The organism is Erysipelothrix sp. P66 (genome assembly GCF_038682365.1).
GTDB lineage: Bacteria > Bacillota_I > Bacilli_A > Erysipelotrichales > Erysipelotrichaceae > Erysipelothrix > Erysipelothrix piscisicarius.
Window position 1 is genome coordinate 1,576,123 of record NZ_CP152290.1, and the last position, 21,278, is coordinate 1,597,400.

The following is a 21,278-nucleotide window of genomic DNA, read 5'->3' on the forward strand; positions in this document are numbered from 1 at the left end:
ATAAAAAGACCAACGGAGTGTTGGTCTTTCTTTGGTTTAAGATTGCGTTTATTGTGCTGAACGAATAAATTTTTCAAGCTCAGGTTTTGGTAAAAATCCTGTCTTGCGTCCAACAGGTTTTCCATCTTTAAAGAGAATTAAAGTAGGAATTGACATAACGTCGAAACGTTGTGCTAGTTCGCCTTCTTCGTCCACATTAACTTTTAAGATTGTTGCTTCATCTGCCATTGTTGTTGAAAGTTCTGTCAAGATTGGAGCGATCATCTTACATGGTCCACACCAGTTAGCATAAAAATCAATAAGTACTACGCCATCTTTAACGGCTTCATTAAAATCATTTTTTGTTATATTTTTCATTTGATAGTGTCCTCCTATTTGCTTAGTTATTATATCACAAGTATTTCATATGTACCTTAATATGCTCACAGAGCATTTGGAACACGTAACTTAAGTTTTCCATCTAGAACACGTGCATGGACGGTTGAATATTCAAAGACTTCACCATCACATCCTAAAGCTACAGTTTGATTGCATTGTATCTTAATTTCTTTCGCTCTAAAGCTTGTCACGACATCAAGATCCAAATGCTCTCCCTTATAATACATTGGCAGCAATTTAGGAAGACGTCTTGCTGGTACATCTTCTACGATACAGACATCGAGTGCACCATCATTAATAATGGCTTTAGGTGCGCTTTGAAATCCATTTCCATACCAACGACCATTCATAACCGAAATGAGAAGGGCATTGTGTTCGCTTTGGGTACCATCCGCTTCAACTATACATTGGATGGGCTTTTTACGAATAAGTTCGTAGATTGCATAATAGATATAAATCAATTTGCGAGGAAACCATGTTTTACGAACTGCATTTACATCACGATTAACTTCTGAATCCACACCCATATTCATACAATTTAAAAAGCGGTGACCGTTGGCTTCGCCAATGTCAATGTGTTGTACAGACCCGTTAATGGTATCTTCAAGTATTTTCTCAAGGGGATGGTTATAGTTGATCATCCGCCAAAAATCATTACCGGTACCTACAGGTATAATTGCTAATTGTACGTCTAAATCTAAACCGTTAAGAATTTCATGTGCGGTACCATCGCCACCTACAGAGTAAATAACGACATCATTCCCATGATATTCTTCCGCAATTTTTTGTGCGTGATCTGGATATTCTGTATAACGCAATTCATAGTTGTCTTCTTTGTCTTTAAAGTTATTGTCTATCCATGCTTCGACGTCACGATAACGTCCTACGCCTGAAGTTGGATTAATGATAAATACGTGTTTCATGATTTCGACCTCAATTCACATATGTTTATTATGGTACAGATGACCTAATAATACAAGAATGAAAGCCTCTATTTTCATAGAGGCCTCACGATTCTTAAGTATTATAGCGAATATTTTATATTTTGTGTTACCCATGTGCATCCAATTTATTCATTGGAATTCTGATTTTCGGGTTTCTCCGATTCTATTCGAACCGATACAACGATATTGCGATGTTCGCCTTGGTAAAGACCTGGACGAATACTTTGCGACTCGATGATCGCAGTGGTGTCCCCGGATGGAATGGCTTCAATGGTAAATCCATTTCCATTCGCCCATGCGATTGCATCGGCTACCGTATCTCCAATAAAATCAGGAATTGTAACACCTTTGGGTTCTTCAACCTCTGATTTCACGACTATTGTAAGTTCAATATATGTTTGTTTTTGGTGATAATCTCCAGGTTCTACACTTTGATAAATTATTTGTCCATCACTGTAGTAGTCTTGATAAGAATCTGAATTTTGATCAATCTCATTGAAAACGACCGTCACGCCATTATTTTGAGCCCAACGTTTAATCTCACTGCGTGACATTGATGTTAGATCAGGTACAGCATTTGAACGCTCTGTTTCTTTATCTTTGTCTGTATCTTCAAGACGTTTCGGTACGACATCACCTGGATAGTAGAGCCCTTCCACATTTTGACTTGGATTAAAAAGCGCTGAACGATACGGTTTTGATTGTTTGAAACTAAATGTCTTAACATCTAGATGATCCGCGTCGTGTTTCAAGTTATCGCTAATGACATCACGCGCTACTTGGACATCGCGCATATATGGATGGGAAACATATTTTCCACTGTAGCCATCATCAATAATTTCCCCTTCACCTTGAAGTTGGGTCGATACAATTCTAAAGGTATTATACGGAGATACCGGTGATTTCTCGATATTTTGTAATGCGTATCCCATAAGCGATGTAATATCGTTTATGGATATATTCATTTGAATATTATCCTTTGCGGCATCCAATACATTCACAAGTGTATTCACATTACGTGTACTTAAAATTTGATTTGCGAGTTCTTTAATAACATATTGTTGATTCATTTGACGAACATAATCACCACCGGTAAAGGCATAACGTTCACGAGCAAAGGTAATCACTTGCTTTCCATCCATTTTTTGTTTTCCAGCTGGAATCCAAATTTCATGGAATTCTGATGGATCTTCTTCTTTAGGCAATGATCCCCCAAATGCAATCGGTGATTCTAGTTCAAGTCCGCCTAATGTGTCGACTATTTTCACAAGCGCATAGAAATCTGTTTCAAAGTAGAAATCAATATTCACGCCCATAAAATCTTGAACCGAATCAATGAGACATTGACGGCTAAATGCACGTGCATGGGTAATTTTATCGGGATAATTATTCTGACAAGCAATCGGTAGATAAGAATCACGTGGAATGCTTGTCATGGTGATTTTAAGTGTTTCAGGATTAAAAGAGGTTAGGATGATGGAATCAGCGAGTTCTTCATTAACCCCAATCATTAACATCGTAAAGGGTTCCTTTAACACATCTTTATCATTCACCGTTTCTTTGCTTTTTATACTGAACGAGAACATTGCTTTTGAAAACTCAATTGGATTTCGTTCTTCCGTTTCAAGTCGTTTTGAAAGCGAACTAAAGTTTTTCGGTACCACTGCGAATTGAATTTTATCATTTAAACTCGCTATAAGAAGATCGTCATAGGATTTAAACTTGACATACTCAACCGTTCTTGATTCTTTAGCGACATTTTTCTTTACCGCATCTTCAAATTCTTGCGTTGTTTCAACATAACCCAGCGTGCTGTGATCAAGATCTTCTTTTTTCCCACCTTCCTTAAAACTAATTACTGAAAACTCTTTATTTTCCTGGCCGGATTCATTAATCATTTGATTCGCGATTGCATTGGTTTTAAATGTGTAATAGGACCCTACCGATCCAACAATCAACATAAACATTCCAAATACTGCAACTGCTTTTCGGAAAAAACGAATTCGTTTCGCATACCCTAAAAGGAAAAATAAATTAAGAATTAAAACAAGCAATACGATAATTGTGATTCCGAGCATAAAGTACTTGCTGTGTAAATTAACGTATCGTCCAATGACAAATAATAATGCAATATAGATTATATTCACGACTACTGTTAGAAGCAATCCAAATATTGGTCGATGAATGAATGAGGGTCTACGTTGTTTTGTTTTAGTTTGCTGCTTCTTTGACTTGCCCATCGTCTACCTCCATGATTGAATACAATCCATCGTCATCTTTCGTTACATAAATATCTGCTTTCTGTTGAAACTCCGAGACATTTAAAACATCCGAGTCTTTATATTTCCATGTTATCGCAACACGATATACAGGAATCGAACGTTCAACATCGTTTGTTACGGTATTGACCGTCCCATCTTCTTGTGTCACCAATTCATCTTCTTGCTCAATTAAAACTAACGTGTCTTTTTTGGCACTTGCGGTCGATGAAGCAACTTCAAGTGTTTTGTCTAATTTCCCTTTTTCTTTATAGTAACGCATATCGTTATAGAATGTATCCAGTGCCTGACCATAAACCCAGTCAAGGTCTTTATGAATATACTGCATGCCTCCTACATCATTAAAGCGCAACTTATTGGTCCATGTATAAAAATCCGCAACAAAGTTTTGAGCGATAAGCTCTGAAATCACTTTATCATCTCTTGGATCTTCTTTCAGTTTCGAGGTAAGTTCCTTATAGAGTTCTTTTTGATACTCAGTTGCATTTTTACGCAGCGAATAGAAACTATTCTCGCTTGTAGTACCCCCATCAATACTTGTTTTTGATTGGTATGCTCGGTACGCAAAAAAACCACCTACACTCAAAGTTGTAAGTGAAAGAATTAAAATAAAAATGGTAAGACCTTTACTGTGTTGCTTCATATTTTCACATCCTCTATTTATTCTATCATAAAATGTTCGCTCATAATTATCAATTAACGATTGGAAAATCCCATATTTTAATATGTTTGATGGTATAATTTCATTACATATGACTGGAGGAAAGCATGAAAACTTTAATTATTTCTGATATACACGGTAGCATCGACCGTTTAAATGATGTTCTCAACACACCCTTACCTTATGATCGCATTTTACTGGTAGGGGACCTCATGTATCATGGACCTCGAAATCCAATTCTTGCGGATTACAATCCGAAAGCTGTTTCCGATCGATTGAACCAACTCACATGCCCCATTATCGCAGTGCGCGGAAACTGTGACAGTGAAGTGGATCAAATGTTATGTCAATTCTCAATAATGCAAGACTATACGGTGACAGAATGGAATAATCTTACCATCATGGTGACACACGGTCACCTTTTTGAACCCGATATTGAGGGACCACGACACGGCGTAGACCTCTTTATTTCTGGACACACACACGTGCCTGTTTTGAAAAAAATAGACCATACAACAATATATAATCCTGGATCCATTGCACTTCCTAAAGAAAATCATCCAAACACGTATGGATATCTGGATGATCGTGTCCTCACAACGTATACACTTAATCATGATGTCTACATGCAAGCTGTAATTGACTAAGATGTGTTCAATCTTAGATTAGAATTTGAAAACAACCTGAAGTGGTTGTTTTCTTTTTTACTTATTCACGATTTTAATGTGGATTGCATTTACACCTTCGTTATAAAATCCGGGCTTAACATCTTGTTCGAGCACTTGATTGTTAATGTAATCATGCTTGAACTCTGGGGAGTCCGGTTTGATTACATCAAAGGTAACTGAAACATGGTTTTTATCCGCCCACGATTGAATTTCTGATTGAGAGAGGCCATTAAAATCTAAGACATCAACGGCTTGTGCACTGCGCTCACTTGGTTTAAGCACCGTCAAAAGCGGACCGGTATCTTCTGAATTTTCCGAAGAAATCAGATCTGTTTGATAAGGTTTACCATAGGTAAACGTAAAGTCGTATTCATTTCGTAAGTCTGCATCTGATTTTAGATTATCCAAAATGACTTTCTTTGCTTGTAAATACTGATTTTCAAAAGGCTTCGCATACCACACACCATTAATAATCGTTCCTTCACCCGCAATCTGAGTTTGCACAACTCTAAATGTTGACATGGGGTCTACCGGAGAACGATCAATACTTTGCAATGCATATCCCATGAGTTTGGAAATGGTTTCAAGTGGAAGCGTCATGGTAATATTTTTCTTCGCCGAATCCAAAACATTTAAGATCGTATTCGGATTTCGTGTCGCAAGAATTTTATTTGCCATTTCTTTAATAACATACTGTTGATTGACTTGGCGGTCAAAATCACCATTTGCCATGTTTTCAATACGACGTTCTCGTGCAAAAGTGACAACTTGTTTACCGTTCAGAAGGTTTTTCCCTTCTGGAATGGTAACACCTTCCATAATGGGCTCACCATCGTCATCGTATTGTTTTTCAAGTGGAAATGAACCTGCAAATGTTGTCGGACTTTCAATTTCTAAGCCCCCAATCGCATCTACCATATTTTCAAGTGCATAAAAATCCGTTTCAAACACAAAATCAACCTTAACACCCAGATAGTTTTCAATTGTATCTACCATACATTGTGAACTAATCCCATGAGAATGATTTATTTTATCGTAAGATTCGTTTGGATAACAAGCGATTGGAACATACGAATCCCGTGCAATACTTGTCATCGTAACTTTAAGCGTTTCGGGGTTAAAGGATGCAAGAATAATTGAATCTGCAAGATCATCATTTAATCCCAACATAAGCATTGTAAATGGCTCTTTAATAACATCCACTTCAGTGTTGGATTGTTTTGTAAGGGATGTGGAAAACGTAAATAATTCTTTTGATTCCACAAAAGGATTTGACCCATCTGGAATTTCTTGAGTTAATGTGTGGTAATTAAGGGGTAATACCGCAACATCAATCTTCTTCGCACTTACCGCTGATAACAAGTCACGATAATTATCATATTTCTCAAAAACAACATTATCCGCTTTATCCGCGATTTTTTTCTTAATCGATGTTTCAACTTCGGGTTCATTCATGGGTGCATACGCTACTGTTTTACCCTCAAGCACGTCATCCCCACTAAAACTCACAACACTAAATTCACGAACTTCGTCTTTATTAAGAATGGCGTTGGTGATGGCATTGGTTTTAATTGCGTAAAACGAACCAACCGATCCAACCAAAAGCCATACAACAGACAATATTAGAAATACGTATCTAAAAAGTTTATTTGATTTTAAATAACCAAGTATATAGAGAATATTAAGAAGAAGAATAAATACCATAACACTTAGTGTACCGATTGCAAAGTAACGTCCATGAATGGATGCAAATCTTCCTAAGAAGACAATAAGCCCCAGTGGTAGAATGTTTGAGAGAATAAGCAATAACGTCCCCACAACACGATTTTCTTTACGCTGGGTTTGTTTCGGTTGAAGTTTGAGTTCCATTTGATACCTCCACAATTGAATAGGTGTCGTCTACCTTAACGACCATAATCTGTGCCGCATGTTGATAATTTTTTGTATCAAGCACGGTTGAATCTTTGTATGTCCATGTCGCATTGACTTGATATGCGGGTACTTCATGGTCATGAAGCAAGAACTTTGTTTTCTTCGAAGTAACCTCGATTCCCGTTACCTCTAGCGTATCCTCAACTTGTTCTCGTTCAATATAAACACGCATATCATTATAGAAGCGATCAAGCGCTTGATCATATACCCAGACTTTAATATCCGGATGTAGAAATTGAATGCCACCAACGTCATTCATTCGAACTTTATTTGTCCACGTATAAAAATCAGCAATAAAGTTTTTCGAAATGAGTTCAGAAATTACCGCATCCGAACCTGATTCAACAGAAGCAAGTTCTTCATAAAGTTCTTTTTGATATGCCGTTGCATTATTTCGAAGACTGTATTGACTGTGGTTTGATATCGTTGCTTTAGTAAGAGTTGTTTGGTACGTCTGCCATGCTTGGATTGCAAAAAAGCCACCCACACTGAGCGTCCCTAAAGACAGTACAAAAACAAGAATCAGTAATAATTTATTATTTTTTTCCATAATTACACATTCCTTTACCTTGAATACAATAATGCGAAACCTTTGCAAAGTCAATAAATCACAAAAGTTCACGCATTATCACATGTTTTGCAAAAAAAAACCTGATTGTTTATCAGGTTTTTAAATTTGCTACATAACTTCTAACTTATGGTTCCAAAACCAAAGTGTTCCAAAGGTCAAGAACCCACAGACAAGAATTTGATATAAGACCACAAGCGCAAACTCACCAACTGGAATACTTCCACCTTGTAAGAATGCATAAGAATCATAGCGTAATAAAAGACTTCCAAACGAAGTATCAACATACGCACCAATTTGTCCGAGAACAATAGCGATTAAAACTGCAATCCCCACAGCAACTAATCCACGATTATTTTGGAAATAGCTTGAATGTGCCACAGCACCTGCAAAGAGAATGACAAGCGAACTGAGCGCAAAGTTTAACAGGTTATCAATAACCGCAAAAAATGCGACACTCGATTCAAAATACTGTGCAAAGTATTGGGATAATTCCTGCATTGCTTGGCCATAGATTGCAAGACTTCCTGTTGTTGTGAAAGTAATGATGAACAGGGATAGAATTAGGAGTAAACCCATAATCACTGACCAAAAGAACGCCACTAATAATTTTGATACAAGAATTTGCCAAGTCTTAACCGGTAACGTAAAGAGTCGATATCCGTTTTTATGATAGATGCTTGTATAAAGTACATAGATATTTGCTCGCACGGACATCACTGTCACAATAACTACGAGTGCAAACAACGCTAACGCAATAAAGGTTCCAAAGATTCCAAATCGATCATTAATCGCTAATTGAATCATCAAGATTGTAAGAACACATCCTGCAATCATCATCCCTACAACGGGTGCATACGCTTTATAAGAATCTACCAAATCATTTTTAAATAGTTTTCCTACCATTTGAATTCCTCCCTAAAGATTTCATCAATTGTTTGTCCACGTGCTTCACGTAAATCATCACAATTTTCGTGCATGAGAATCGCACCATCTTTAATGAAGACGACTTCGTCCAAGACACCTTCAATATCTTGAATGAGATGTGTTGAAATGATAAGTAGTGCATCTTGAGTATAATTGCTTAAAATTGTTTCGATAATCGAATCGCGTGATGCAGGATCAACACCTGCAATCGGCTCATCAAATATATAGATACGTGCTTTACGCGATAAACATAAAGCAAGTTGGAACTTTTCACGCATCCCTTTAGACATCTTTGAAACAGGCATGCTTCCATCTAATTTCATCTTAAGGAATAAGTCTTCTAAAACACCCATATCAAAATCAGCATACATATCACTATAGAGTCTTGCTGCTTTGAGTCCTGTAAGATTGGGTGCTAAGTATTCCACATCAGGAAGATATGAAACAATAGCTTTCGAATCAGGACCAACTGGATTTCCACATACCTGAATATCTCCGTGATAATCACGAAGAAGACCAACAATCGTCTTAATTAAGGTTGTCTTTCCTGCTCCATTTGGACCACAAAGACCCACTATTTTTCCAGATTCCAAATTTAAATTAATATTCTTAAGCACTTGATTTTTTCCATAATGCTTATTTAAATGTGAAATGACCAAACCATTTTCGTTATTCATGTTTCCCAACCTCCCATTCATTTTTAAGAAGGCTTATTGTTTCTTCAAGGTCAAGACCAAGTGTTTTCGTTTTCTCAACAAATACAACACTGTAACGACGTCCCAATTCACTTCTTAACTTCTTAATTATTTCTTGTTTATCTGTAACAAATTTACCATTTGTGCGATCTGTTTCAATCAAACCATCACGCTCGAGCTCATTGAGTGCTTTTTGAACTGTATTCGGATTTACTTTAAAGAATAAAGCAAGTGCCCGGATTGACTCAATGCGATCCCCTGCATTAAGTCGACCCGAGGCAATTTCTAATTCAAGATACTCAATGATTTGTCGGTAAATGGCTACGGAACTATTTTTTAGTGACATACCATCACCCCCTGTAACACTTAAATAATACAATAGAACAACAAAATGTACAAGAATTACATTTGTTCTGGTGCATTAACACCGATTAAGTTCAAGGCATTACTTAGGGTAATTTTTACCGCTACAAGTAAATTTAGACGTTGTGCTTGTAGTTCCGGGTTACTTGGATCCATAACTTTTACTTCACCATAGAAACTATGGAAGGATGATGCAAGATCTTGAACATAATTTGCAATCTTATGAACTTCACGTCTTTTCGCAGCATCTGCAACAACAGAACTAAACTCATTAATTTCTTTTAATAAGGCAATTTCTTTAGGATTTGTAAGTTGATCAATGACATCAACATGAGGAACTTCTCCTGCTTGACGTAAAATTGAACAAATACGAGCATGTGCATATTGAACATAGAATACTGGGTTATCGTTTGATTTTTTACGTGCTAGACCAAGGTCAAAATCAAGTGGCGTTGCTAAAGCACGGCTTACAAAGAAGTAACGTGTTGCATCAACACCAATATCATCAACCAGTTCAACAAGACCCAGTGCATTCCCTGTACGTTTTGACATTTTAACTTCAACACCTTCGTCCACAAGACGAACCATTTGAATAATATCAACATCCAGAACATTTGGATGGCCGAGCGCTTCAAGTGCAGCTTGCATACGTACAATATAACCATGGTGATCGCCACCCCATAGGTTTAGTAAATGTGTATAACCACGTTCGAGTTTATAAATGTGGTTTGCGATATCAGGTACGAGATAGGTATAAGATCCATCACTCTTAATAAGGACACGGTCTTTATCATCCCCAAAATCTGTTGAACGAAGCCATAGTGCGCCATCTTCTTCAAACGTTACACCTTTTGCTTTAAGTGCTTCTAAAGATTCCTCTACACGTCCATCATCATAGAGCCATTTTTCACTAACCCATGAATCCATTTCAACTCCAAAAGTATTTAAATCTTCTTTAATGCGCTCTAATTCTAATTTAATTCCAAGTTCTTTAAAATAAGGTACCCATTCTTCTTCCGGTGCATCTAACCATTTGTCACCTTCAGCATCTTTCACATCATTTGCGATTTCAACAATATCGGGTCCATGATATCCATCTTCAGGCAATGCTGCTTCGATACCAAATGCTTGTTTATAACGTGCATAAAGTGAATGACTTAACATCAAAATTTGATTACCAAGGTCATTAATATAATACTCACGAAGTACGTCATATCCTGCAAAGGACATAATACGTGAAAGTGAATCACCCCATGCGGCTCCACGTGCGTGACCAACATGAAGTTGTCCAGTAGGGTTCGCCGATACATATTCATTGAGTAAACGGATTCCTTCCCCTGCATTGGAACGACCATAATCTTTACCAGCCTCAATAACATCATTAATAACGCTACCTAAAACTGCTGGTTTCATAACAAAGTTAATAAATCCAGGTCCCGCAACACTAATGGAGTCAACCATCTCATTATTTTCTAATTTCTCCACAATAACGCTAGCAATTTCACGTGGATTTTTACCAACACGTTTTGTAAGACGCATTGCGATGTTTGTTGAGTAATCTCCCATTTCTGGATTATTAGGGATTTCTAACATTACAAGTCCATCTTCTTTTTCAATACCAAACGCATCAAGAATAATATCTTCGATGTGTCCAACAAGTTTTGTTTCAATTTTATTCATATTAAAGCTCCTTCTCTATATTTTATCTTTAATAAGTTTTTTTCGCCAAGCAATCGCAATGCTGCCAGGTCCAGTATGAGCAAGTACAATAGGATATAAAGGACGTTTTATGACCTCAACCCCAAAATGTTTTTCTAAATCTTTCACAACAGCATTGTAGATTTTTTCTTCACAACCGCCGTCTAAAACAATCCATTCATAATCATCTTTATTCCGATCTACCACAGTGTGATCAAAACCAACGCGGACTGCTTTTTTGTAGGTCCTTACTTTTTCAGCCAAATCAATCTCACCATTTGAAACCTTTAATACAGGTACGATTTTGAGTAAATTCGCAATGGCTGCAGCTGCTGGCGTAATACGACCTCCACGCTTAAGGTAGATAATATTCTCAGGTATGAGTGATGCATACATATCCGCTTCATCTTCGATGAGCGTCCTTATAGCATCCGGTTCCATACCCCGCCTTATCATTTCCTTAACTTCAAGACTTAATAAAAACAATGGGCAACTGACAAATTTTGAATCAATAACCGTTACGCGTCCATCATAATCTTGAGCCAGTCCGCATGCCGTTTGATACGTCCCGCTAAGTTTACTTGAAATCGGTAAAAAGATTATATGGTCATATGTTTTTAAAACGTCATCAAACAATTCAATCAACCTACCTAAAGGTGGTTGTGATGTTGAAACAGATGATCCGTTTTTCATGGCTTGAATCAATTGTTCACGAGAGATCCCTTCTTCTTCCATATATGCTTTTCCATCGATTGTTAAAGGCATACGTGCTACGATAATCTCATGATCAATTGCTTCTTGCTTTGAAACACCTGCCGATGAGTCTGTGATAACAGCAATTTTCATCATAAATGTCCTCCATTAGTATGATTACTATATCATATTTCTTATATAATTCACTATTTTTTGGTGAGCGCCTTTACAAACGTTTTTTTAAACGCTATAATGGTCTAGCAATGGCGATCGTGGTGAAGTCGGTTAACACACCGGATTGTGGTTCCGGCATGCGCGGGTTCGAGTCCCGTCGGTCGCCCCATATTGAAATAACACCCACTTTAAGTGGGTTTTTATTTGTTCTTTCGTCTTGTTAAAACACTCAATTATATCAACCGTGAATTGTACAAACTCCTCGATATGAACGTACTCCTTTATGCTCTTTAGCACGTACACATACATTCTATAAGGATAGTTCTCCAAAGTCATTTTCATTTAATGAAAATAGCAAGATAGTTTGTTAATTTGATGAATTTTCATCTAGAATTCGAAATTTCGTTTTAAAATAGTATCATTTTGGTGATTTGAATTCAAGAAACCTTAAAATATGATGACCAACAATCACGTTTTGTTCATCCCCTTTGAATTCTTAATTTTTAGGTCTTTCTACTCTTTACAAGATTAATTTTTATGGTTATAATTGACGAGGATATGGCGATCGTGGTGAAGTCGGTTAACACACCGGATTGTGGTTCCGGCATGCGCGGGTTCGAGTCCCGTCGGTCGCCCCATATTGAAATTACACCCACTCTTTAGAGTGGGTTTTTTTATTTTCGACGAATATAGGTTTGTTCAATTTCCTGGATAAATGACTTCATGTGGGTCGTCAGGAATTTTTTTTCGTGATAAAGGACTTGAGCGTACATCGAAACCGTAGGAATATCAACATTCACCGTTTTTAATACGCGTTGTTCGAGTTCTTCTTTTACTGAAAATTCAGGAAGAAACGATAACCCAAGTCCTTTTTTCAAGACAGCGATGATAATTTCTGTATCTCCAACCTCTAAAATCGCATTTAAGTTCACGCGTCGCTTCGCAAGATTGCGCTCAAGTTCATAGCGATACGCCTCACCTTGTTCGGTCAGTAAAAATGGTGCATCCGAAAATTCTTCAAGGTTATAGATTTTTGTACTGCTTACCGTCTCATCCGCACTTACAAACAGAATGGTTTCTTCCTTTTCAAATACTTTTACCATATCTGCACCATAAAGTTGATAATCGAGTGTGAAAAGGATGTCGATTTCGTTTCGCCGTACCATACCCAGCAGTTCTTCTGTTTTTCCGATGATCACTTTAATTTCCACGTTGGGATGTTCCTTGTGAAAATTATAGATAAGGTCTGGAAAAATGCTCGACCCCAACGATCCGACCGTTCCGACGCGAATGGTACCGTGTTCTTTTTTGGTCGATTGATTAAAGATACGCGCTTCCTCAACGGTTCTTAAAACTTCGTTCGCATAAAATATAAATGCCTCGCCTTCTTCCGTGAGGTGAATTTTTCGATTCATGCGGTCAAAGAGTTTTGTTTGAAGTTCTTCTTCAAGTTGTTGGATTTGAACGGTCACGGCCGCTTGAGTATAACCTAAGGCATCCGCTGCCTTACTAAAACTTTCTTTCTCCACAACCTTCACAAATGTTTGAAAATGTCTCAGATTCATACGCTCTCCCATTAATTTTTTTTATCCGTTTTATAAAATCTATTAAATTATCTTATTCTATAAGTTATGGTATATTTTCATTAACACGAAGTCAAGTTAATGGAGGTATGTAAATGAAACGATATGAACTCGATGAAGATGCTTCAATTGAAGCTATGATGATTGAATTTATTAAAACTTTTTATTAAGGTGAAACAAGTCCAGGTACCGGACCTGTCTGTACAATCGCACCGGAAGACGTTTTAGATCGTCTTAAAAATCAAGATATGCCGCAACAAGGACGCGACCTCAATTCCGTTGTATCTCAATTGATGACGGATATTTATCCCTATAGTTTACGCAGTGCTCACCCACGTCATTTTGGATTTATCCCCGGACCGGCTACAAAGGTTTCTGTTTTGGGTGATTTAATGTCGAGCGCTTATAATGTGCATGCAAGTAATTGGGTTAATAGTTCTGCCGCAAGTACGATCGAAGAAAACACCATTTGTTGGCTCACCAAACAAATCGGCTATGATGAACATGCTGGCGGGTTGTTTGTTTCAGGTGGTTCTATGGCAAACCTAACGGGACTTATTGCAGCAAGGGATAAAGTATTGAATGAAGATAACCGACACTTGGGGGTCATTTATCTTTCTGATCAAACACACCACTCTGTGGAAAAGGGCTTAAAAATTATTGGATTTACGAGCCGTCAATTCCGTTTTATTGATACCGATGAAGCCTTTCAAATTAAAACGGACATTCTTGAACGAACAATTTTAGAGGACTTAAACCAGGGATTGGTTCCTTGTTGCGTCGTTGCAACTGCAGGAACGACCAATACTGGAACCGTAGATCCCTTAGATGATATCGGTGATTTATGTAAGAAGTATTCTCTTTGGATGCATGTTGATGGCGCGTATGGAGCGTCTTTCCTTCTTTCAACCAGTCAAGTACACCGCCTTAATGGAATTCATAAAGCAGATAGTGTTAGCTGGGATGCCCATAAATTACTCTATCAAACTTATAGTTGCGCCATGATTCTTGTGAAAGATAAACAAGATCTTCTCAACAGTTTCGATGCCAGCCCTGAATATTTAAAAGATATTGATGGTGACCGTGTAACAAATTTTGGCTCGATGGGAATTGAGCTTACACGACCGACTCGCGCACTAAAATTATGGCTTTCACTGCAAACTATTGGAATTGAAGAATATTCTCGTCGCATTGATCATGGCCAAGAACTTGCGAATTACGTTCAAGAACGAATTCTAAAATACAGTCATTGGGAAATGATCTCACCTGCTCAGTTTTCGATTATTAATTTTCGTTACATCCATCCTGATTTAACGGACGAAGCGTTGGATTCACTCAATACCTATCTCGCAAAGCAAATTGTTGCCGATGAATTTGCAGGTATCTTTACAACCGAACTCAAAGGACACACCGTATTAAGAATGTGTACAATTAATCCGATCACCACCTTTGATGACCTCGATGAAACACTCGACCACCTTGAAACACTCGCAACCCATTATCTCAACACAAATCTTTAAGATTTGTGTTTTTTTGCTTTTTTACCACACTCACACACATTCTAAGAACAATCCAACTATAATAAGAATATAAGGGGGAACACATATGAAATTCTTTTTTAACTATACATTACCGCTTTTTGTACTCCTAACAATCTTGGGCTTTCCAATTTATTTCCTATCAAAACGAATTCGCTTTAAAAAGCGAACAAAACCAAGACGCTTTAATCAACCCAACTATGCAACACGTCCACACCGGTTTAACCTAACAATCATGGGAGGATACGTCCTGATCGCGTGTCTATGCATCGTCATAACCTTTTATTTAGAAAATTGGCCTCGTTCAATTGAACCGAAAACGCAGTGTCAACAGCCATCTTTAACATTTACCGATCCCGGTGGGTTCTTAGATGCAAAGCCTGAATATGCATTGTGCTTTGATGAACATTCTGAATTAATTTTTGAAGATCCAAACCAAGCATTTGATTCATTCATTGAAGACCATCGCTTTGATCTCTATAAGATTCACCTTAAGTTTAAACGCTTTACACCGATTAACCGAATAACCTATCGGAATTATGCACGATTCGATATCAATAACGAGCTTGAAGCACCTTATGCACAATTTTTTAAGATTTTTAATCAAAGTATTTATCCAAATACACAGGGCAAAACATTGCGCTTGATTCCGTTTAATGTCGATTCCATTGAATTCAGTGAGAACTATAAAAAACCGGATGGCGATATTGAACGAACTGAAAAAAACCAAGAGTTTGCGATCATCTCCGTAACACTTGATTTACAAAGTGACGACCCAATTATTGATTTCAGAAATGCCTTTACACTTGTCTCTGAAGATGCAACGACCTACCTTCCACCCCGTCTTGTTTTAAATAACAATCACGAACGAATGGACCTCAATGCACGAAACAACCAAGCAACTCTAATTTTTAATGTAAATCAAGATACACCTTACAATCTTATATTCGCAACCGAAAATACAGTTCCTCAAAAAGAATTGATTCGAAAGCCATAAAGAAAAAAGTCCACATCGCGTGGACTTTTCTTTTATCAAATCTCAACCGCACCACTTTTACTTTTATTAAAGTCTATCTCATAGGCCGTTTTGAAGTCAAATATTTTTCGCGGCATTGAGTTAATTTTGAAGCAAATATCATCAAGATATTGTTGCGCTATATCATACATTGATTTACCTTTTGGTATAAACCTTCTCACGATTGCATTCGCTCGTTCATTGGTTCCACGTTGAAAAGAACAGTATGGATCACACTTATATAGTTTCACACCCAACCGCTTGGCTGTAATTCCTAATGTTTTAAATTCAAGTCCATTATCTACTGTTATCGATTTCGTGGTTATATTATTCTCTTCAATAAATTTTCGAATTAAGTTTGATGTGTAATAGTCATATCGATATTCTGCTTTAATAAGCCAGGTCATTCTTGAGCAGCGGTCTACAATGGATATAATCGCTGCAGATTCATGTTTCTTACCGATTATAGAGTCGATTTCGAGATGGCCAATCTCGTTACGTTCCTCAATGTATTTAGGTCTAAGGCTAATTGGAAGTACTGTTTTCTCTTCCAAGTTCCATTTCAAGTGATTCATCATTCCACTAATTCTCTTTTTACGTTTTCGACGTTTATAGCACATTCTATTTGGTTTTATATCAAGTTTACCTTGATTAATCCAGTTATAGACTTGCTGCGATGAAACACACGGTTTATATGGATGATATCGTTTATAGTTACTCAAGCATACTTCTACCGAATGAACTTTAGGATCATAGTGAGAATGCAGATATTCGATTAAGTGGGAATATTTTTCTCGAATATCAATCGTTCGTTTCTTATAGACATTATTTTTATATCTAGAAATCGTAGAATGAGATATATTGAGTTTACGTGCTGCCTTGCGCATAGAGTAGCCGATGCTTAATAGAATATCAATTTGGTCTTTCATTTTTTTATCTAATTGTTTATACTTCATATGGGAGCTCCTTTTAGTCGGGTGGGCTCCTTTTATTATACAAAAACAACCGCACCTTGGGTGGTGCGGTTGAGATTTGAATTTAGGAAAAGTCCACATCGCGTGGACTTTTATTTGAAATCACCAAAATGATAGGCCATTTCATAGGTATACGTTGCTTCATGATCTCGAGATCCAAACCATGTATGAATCCCAATTTGACCACTGTCTTCATGTTCTTTACCCGGTTCAAAAATAAATAATGTACGATCTTTTAGAATGACAACATCTAGGGACTCCTTAAACGCATCGGCCTCTTTTAGATGGAAGCGAACTGTAATCACGCCAGGAATATCTTGTTGTTGATAACGATCCGCAAACATTTCTAAGTCTTTACGCGTAATTCTTCGTTCTCTTACATCCGTATCCGGACCAATATTTATCTCTTTAATTACCCCTACTTTTAAACTGCCATTTTCTCTGTAATTTGCAATAATATCTGCTTGAATCGTATCATTACTGTTTGTATCCATTCGAGGTAAAATCATTTCCTCAAAACGCATATTTGTATAAGATTCATTGATATTTAAATCAAAACCTGCTTGTTTAATTCGAATGTGTTCTTTAAGAATACGGGTAAAATCACCTTCACTAATATAAAACGAATATAAGTGTTTCTCCCCTACGAAAATATCTTTATCACGCCCAAGAGTCGGTACCATAACGGGTTTTAGAAATCGATTTCTCGTTGTCGGTTCATTTATATATTTATACAGACCATAGCCTGCCGCAGCAAGAATTGCTGGAACGATGAGTTTTTTCATATGCTACCTCCTTATCATCAAAATTTTAACACATTCTTATTATAATGAAATTGAATTGTAATCGAAACTTATGTTATTGTCATAAAGTCATGCGAATTCCTTTCATTTTGAAGCATGTAACTCTATAATGAAAGCGATACAATTTTTAGAAATGGAGTGTCATCATGAAAATAATCGCAATCACAGGTTCAGTAGCAGGCCGCAAGACACGTGTCGCTTTGGACTATGTTATCCAAGAGATAACCAAACACAATCATACTATTGACACGGAGATTATTAATATCGGAGATTATGATCTCCAATTTAGTGATGGACGCCCCGTTAATCAATATAATTCCGATACCCAATATGTTATTAATGCAATTTTGGAGGCCGATGCACTTATTGTTGGAACGCCAACGTATCAAACCTCTATTCCTGGAGCCCTTAAAAATATTTTTGATTTACTACCAATGCATGCGTTGGTTGATAAAAGTGCAGGTATTGTTGTAACTGCAGGATCACCAAAGTATTTTTTAATGGCTGAACAACAGCTCAAGCCGATTTTATCTTACATGGGTGCACGGATTGTTCAGAAGTATGTCTTTATTGAAGATTGTGATTTTGATGGCCTTCAAATCAAAAACGAAAAAATATTAGACCGCTTACGCACATTAGGTGATGATGTTATTTGTTCAGTAGAACATAGGACTTGGGCAAAAAGCCATCCAATTAAGAAAGATCAATTCCCTTACAACGATAAATAAAAGTATTGACAAAGATTTGATTGTACGATATTATTTCACTTAAATCGCAGAACAAGAGAGTAGACATTCGGATATCGATAGCGAATTAGGGATGGTGGAAGCCTAATGGATGAATTATGTTGAACCGCACTTGGGAGATGTTTATCTGAACAAAGAGTAGGATAAACCGCAAACCTAGCGTTATAGGAGAGAGGTCATATGAAAAACATATGGCAATTAGAGTGGTACCGCGTTTAACACGTCTCTAGATATAACTATCTAGGGACGTTTTTTTGTTCCTAGATTCAAATAAGAGTGAGGAGAATTTTTATGGGAATCAAACGACGACGTGACTTCGCAAAGCGCACAAACCAAACTTAAAGCGAACATCACAAGGAGAGAAACAAAATGAAAAAATTATTTATCGTAGCAAGTATTACATTATTAGTATTAACCGGTTGTAGTAAAAAGGATTCAACCGTAAGTAAACTCGAAGCCATCAAGGCAAAAGGTGAGATTGTTTTAGTAACATCACCTGACTACGCACCGTATGAGTTCATCGATGCAACAAAATCTGGTCAAGATCAATATGTTGGAGCAGATATTGAACTCGCAAAATTTATTGCCAATGAAATTGGTGTTGATCTGGTTATTAAAGCGATGAGTTTTGGCGATATTGCCTCCGCCGTATCGCTTGGAAAATTTGATATGGGTATTGCAGGATTCACTTACAATGACGAACGTGCCGAACAAGTTGATTTCAGTGAAACATATGATACAACAGAGTCCACATGCCAAGGGTTCCTTGTTACCAAAGAAAAAGAAGCAACCCTAAATACAATCGATGATCTTAAAACAGCAAAGGTAGCCGTTCAAAACGGATCATTACCTCAAACATATGTCGAAACGGAGCTTCCTGAAGCAACAATGCAGCTTGTGAATACTTTAGATGATGCCGTTCTTCAATTAAATGTTGGGAAAGTTGATGCCATTGCCGCATCATGTGCATCAGGCGAAGGTTTTACCCTCAATAATAAAAATCTCGTTGTAAGTAAAGTTAAATTCGCAACAATCGATGACAATGGTACAAAAGTAATTTTAGAAAAAGGTCAAGAAGACCTTATGAATGAAGTGAATAAAGCCATTGCGAAAGCCGTAGAACTTGATTTATATAAACAATGGCTTGATGACGCTACAAGCATTGCAGAACAATTAGGAGCGATAGACTAAAATGTTTCAGGATATATTAAAGCTCATTAATCGCTATGGACATGTGTACCTCAAGGGAGCTTGGGGTACATTAACCATTTCTGTTGTAGTTGTTCTCATCAGCACTCTACTTGGTGCATTTCTTGCCATGGGGAAAATGTCAAAATTTAAACCCTTAAAAGCAATTATTAATGTTTATATTGAAGTCATTCGTGGAACGCCCCTTTTACTTCAACTGAGTTTATTTTATTTTTTAGGATCTGAGTACATTTCATCCTCGGTACCCGATGTGGGATGGATTATGGTTGCCCTCATAATTAATTCAAGCGCCTATGTTGCGGAAATATTCCGTGCAGGAATTCAAGCTGTTGATAAAGGACAATTTGAGGCTGCGAAGAGTCTTGGTATCTCAAACGCCAATATGATGAAGAAAATTATTTTCCCCCAAGCGATTAAGAACATCTTACCTGCTTTAGGGAATGAATTTATTACAATGATTAAAGAAACATCTCTTGCATCGGTATTTTTTGTTAATAACCTGATGACTTCGGAGTCGATCGTTTCAAGTGCAACGCACTTAAAACTTCCTTCTTTAATGATTGTTGGTGTTATTTACTTTATGATGACATTCTCAACATCAAAACTTATTTCCGCATTTGAAAGAAAGGTGGCTCTCAATGACTAAACCGCTACTTGAAATCAAAAACTTACATAAGGCATATGGCGATTTATCGGTTCTTCAAGGAATTAATGAGACCATCACCCAAGGTGAAGTTGTTTCAATTATTGGCCCTTCAGGGTCTGGAAAATCGACACTGTTACGCTGTTTGAACTTACTTGAAACACCATGTTCTGGAAGTATAATCTTTGACGGTGTTGAATTACAACCCGATCATAAAAATTTAGATAAGCTTCGTCAAGAAATTGGGATGGTGTTCCAACACTTTAATGTTTTCCCAAATTTAACGGTTTTGGAAAATATCACCCTCGCACCAACTTTAGAGAAGGGAATGTCTCTTGATGAGGCAAATGCTTTAGGGCTATCTTTACTTGATAAAGTTGGATTAAAAGAAAAAGCTCACGAATTTCCACGTAAATTATCCGGTGGTCAAAAACAGCGTCTTGCAATCGTTCGGGCACTTGCTATGCAACCTCAAGTTATGCTGTTTGATGAACCAACTTCTGCTTTAGATCCCGAAATGGTTAAGGATGTTCTTGAAGTCATTAAAGATCTTGCGGTAAGTGGCATGACCATCGTCATCGTTACCCACGAAATGAATTTCGCAAAAGAAATTAGTGATCGAGTATTATTTATGGATGGGGGCGTTATTTGTGAACAAGGTAATCCTGAAGCAATCTTTGATCACCCATCTCATCCACGTACCATTGAGTTTTTAAGTAAAGTTTTATAAAAAAAAACATGTCTTAAATGGATGTGGACCCATAACCAAGAGCTTTATATTTAATGA

Annotated in this window: 21 protein-coding genes, 2 tRNA genes and 1 other annotated feature; of the genes, 9 read left to right on the forward strand and 14 right to left on the reverse strand. The window is 37.2% G+C overall.

Annotation, left to right across the window (positions count from 1 at the left end; all coding sequences use genetic code 11):
* Positions 1 to 48: 48 nt before the first annotated feature.
* From trxA to AAG186_RS07765, 4 genes are all read right to left on the reverse strand, one after another.
* Positions 49 to 357, reverse strand: coding sequence for a thioredoxin (trxA, locus tag AAG186_RS07750; protein ID WP_125163760.1), 309 nt, complete (start codon positions 355 to 357; stop codon positions 49 to 51).
* A 65-nt stretch (positions 358 to 422) separates the two neighbouring features.
* Positions 423 to 1,301 (reverse strand): diacylglycerol kinase family protein, encoded by an 879-nt coding sequence (locus AAG186_RS07755; protein ID WP_161636748.1) that lies wholly within the window; start codon positions 1,299 to 1,301, stop codon positions 423 to 425.
* Between the two features lie 146 nt (positions 1,302 to 1,447).
* Positions 1,448 to 3,562, reverse strand: a complete 2,115-nt coding sequence (locus AAG186_RS07760; RefSeq protein ID WP_342621589.1) for an LCP family protein — start codon at positions 3,560 to 3,562, stop codon at positions 1,448 to 1,450.
* Positions 3,534 to 4,244 carry a hypothetical protein gene (locus AAG186_RS07765; RefSeq protein ID WP_200542548.1) on the reverse strand — a complete coding sequence of 237 codons (711 nt, stop codon included), beginning with the start codon at positions 4,242 to 4,244 and terminating at the stop codon, positions 3,534 to 3,536. Before AAG186_RS07765 ends, AAG186_RS07760 begins: the two co-directional genes overlap by 29 nt.
* Before the next feature lie 125 nt (positions 4,245 to 4,369).
* Here AAG186_RS07765 and yfcE point away from each other — a divergent pair, with 125 nt between their 5' ends.
* Positions 4,370 to 4,909, forward strand: a complete 540-nt coding sequence (gene yfcE / locus AAG186_RS07770) for a phosphodiesterase (RefSeq protein WP_161636751.1) — start codon at positions 4,370 to 4,372, stop codon at positions 4,907 to 4,909.
* A 57-nt stretch (positions 4,910 to 4,966) separates the two neighbouring features.
* Here the strand turns inward: yfcE and AAG186_RS07775 are convergent, their stop codons facing one another.
* The 7 genes from AAG186_RS07775 to AAG186_RS07805 all read right to left on the reverse strand — a co-directional run bounded on the left by AAG186_RS07775 (position 4,967) and on the right by AAG186_RS07805 (position 11,962).
* The gene (locus AAG186_RS07775; protein WP_200542550.1) at positions 4,967 to 6,799 is read right to left on the reverse strand and encodes an LCP family protein; all 1,833 of its coding nucleotides are present in this window, start codon (positions 6,797 to 6,799) and stop codon (positions 4,967 to 4,969) included.
* Complete coding sequence (locus AAG186_RS07780; RefSeq protein ID WP_200548912.1) at positions 6,762 to 7,412, reverse strand: hypothetical protein; 651 nt, start codon at positions 7,410 to 7,412, stop codon at positions 6,762 to 6,764. The genes AAG186_RS07775 and AAG186_RS07780 overlap by 38 nt, the downstream gene beginning before the upstream one ends.
* Before the next feature lie 129 nt (positions 7,413 to 7,541).
* Complete coding sequence (locus tag AAG186_RS07785; RefSeq protein WP_342621590.1) at positions 7,542 to 8,336, reverse strand: hypothetical protein; 795 nt, start codon at positions 8,334 to 8,336, stop codon at positions 7,542 to 7,544.
* Positions 8,330 to 9,034: an ABC transporter ATP-binding protein gene (locus AAG186_RS07790; protein WP_200542552.1), complete on the reverse strand. Its 705-nt coding sequence runs from the start codon at positions 9,032 to 9,034 to the stop codon at positions 8,330 to 8,332. The genes AAG186_RS07785 and AAG186_RS07790 overlap by 7 nt, the downstream gene beginning before the upstream one ends.
* Positions 9,027 to 9,398 (reverse strand): GntR family transcriptional regulator, encoded by a 372-nt coding sequence (locus tag AAG186_RS07795; protein WP_161636755.1) that lies wholly within the window; start codon positions 9,396 to 9,398, stop codon positions 9,027 to 9,029. The genes AAG186_RS07790 and AAG186_RS07795 overlap by 8 nt, the downstream gene beginning before the upstream one ends.
* Positions 9,399 to 9,454: 56 nt before the next feature.
* A complete protein-coding gene (gene argS, locus AAG186_RS07800) occupies positions 9,455 to 11,095 on the reverse strand; it encodes an arginine--tRNA ligase (protein WP_161636756.1) in 1,641 nt (546 codons plus the stop codon).
* A gap of 15 nt (positions 11,096 to 11,110) precedes the next feature.
* Entirely contained in the window at positions 11,111 to 11,962 is an 852-nt protein-coding gene (locus tag AAG186_RS07805; protein ID WP_125163770.1) for a DegV family protein, read from the reverse strand.
* A gap of 110 nt (positions 11,963 to 12,072) precedes the next feature.
* Here AAG186_RS07805 and AAG186_RS07810 point away from each other — a divergent pair.
* Positions 12,073 to 12,149 (forward strand) — tRNA-His (locus AAG186_RS07810).
* Positions 12,150 to 12,541: 392 nt separating this feature from the next.
* Positions 12,542 to 12,618 (forward strand) — tRNA-His (locus AAG186_RS07815).
* Between the two features lie 36 nt (positions 12,619 to 12,654).
* Here the strand turns inward: AAG186_RS07815 and AAG186_RS07820 are convergent.
* A complete protein-coding gene (locus tag AAG186_RS07820; protein ID WP_161636757.1) occupies positions 12,655 to 13,545 on the reverse strand; it encodes a LysR family transcriptional regulator in 891 nt (296 codons plus the stop codon).
* A gap of 224 nt (positions 13,546 to 13,769) precedes the next feature.
* Here AAG186_RS07820 and AAG186_RS07825 point away from each other — a divergent pair, with 224 nt between their 5' ends.
* Together AAG186_RS07825 and AAG186_RS07830 are read left to right on the forward strand one after the other, a co-directional pair.
* Positions 13,770 to 15,083, forward strand: coding sequence for an aminotransferase class V-fold PLP-dependent enzyme (locus AAG186_RS07825; RefSeq protein ID WP_342622105.1), 1,314 nt, complete (start codon positions 13,770 to 13,772; stop codon positions 15,081 to 15,083).
* 85 nt (positions 15,084 to 15,168) lie between these two features.
* Positions 15,169 to 16,098, forward strand: a complete 930-nt coding sequence (locus AAG186_RS07830; protein ID WP_342621591.1) for a hypothetical protein — start codon at positions 15,169 to 15,171, stop codon at positions 16,096 to 16,098.
* A gap of 35 nt (positions 16,099 to 16,133) precedes the next feature.
* Here the strand turns inward: AAG186_RS07830 and AAG186_RS07835 are convergent, their stop codons facing one another.
* On the reverse strand, positions 16,134 to 17,072 hold the full coding sequence (locus tag AAG186_RS07835) for an IS30-like element ISErh4 family transposase (RefSeq protein ID WP_342621592.1): 939 nt from the start codon (positions 17,070 to 17,072) through the stop codon (positions 16,134 to 16,136).
* A gap of 110 nt (positions 17,073 to 17,182) precedes the next feature.
* Complete coding sequence (locus tag AAG186_RS07840) at positions 17,183 to 17,875, reverse strand: hypothetical protein (RefSeq protein ID WP_161636760.1); 693 nt, start codon at positions 17,873 to 17,875, stop codon at positions 17,183 to 17,185.
* Positions 17,876 to 18,039: 164 nt separating this feature from the next.
* Between AAG186_RS07840 and AAG186_RS07845 the strand changes: the two genes are divergently transcribed.
* From AAG186_RS07845 to AAG186_RS07860, 4 genes are all read left to right on the forward strand, one after another.
* Positions 18,040 to 18,621 carry an NADPH-dependent FMN reductase gene (locus AAG186_RS07845; protein WP_342621593.1) on the forward strand — a complete coding sequence of 194 codons (582 nt, stop codon included), beginning with the start codon at positions 18,040 to 18,042 and terminating at the stop codon, positions 18,619 to 18,621.
* A 38-nt stretch (positions 18,622 to 18,659) separates the two neighbouring features.
* Positions 18,660 to 18,870: a binding site (T-box leader), on the forward strand.
* 138 nt (positions 18,871 to 19,008) lie between these two features.
* A complete protein-coding gene (locus AAG186_RS07850; protein ID WP_342621594.1) occupies positions 19,009 to 19,830 on the forward strand; it encodes a transporter substrate-binding domain-containing protein in 822 nt (273 codons plus the stop codon).
* A gap of 1 nt (position 19,831) precedes the next feature.
* Positions 19,832 to 20,494: an amino acid ABC transporter permease gene (locus tag AAG186_RS07855; protein ID WP_125164038.1), complete on the forward strand. Its 663-nt coding sequence runs from the start codon at positions 19,832 to 19,834 to the stop codon at positions 20,492 to 20,494.
* A complete protein-coding gene (locus AAG186_RS07860) occupies positions 20,487 to 21,221 on the forward strand; it encodes an amino acid ABC transporter ATP-binding protein (protein ID WP_161636764.1) in 735 nt (244 codons plus the stop codon). Before AAG186_RS07855 ends, AAG186_RS07860 begins: the two co-directional genes overlap by 8 nt.
* The last annotated feature ends 57 nt before the right edge of the window (positions 21,222 to 21,278 follow it).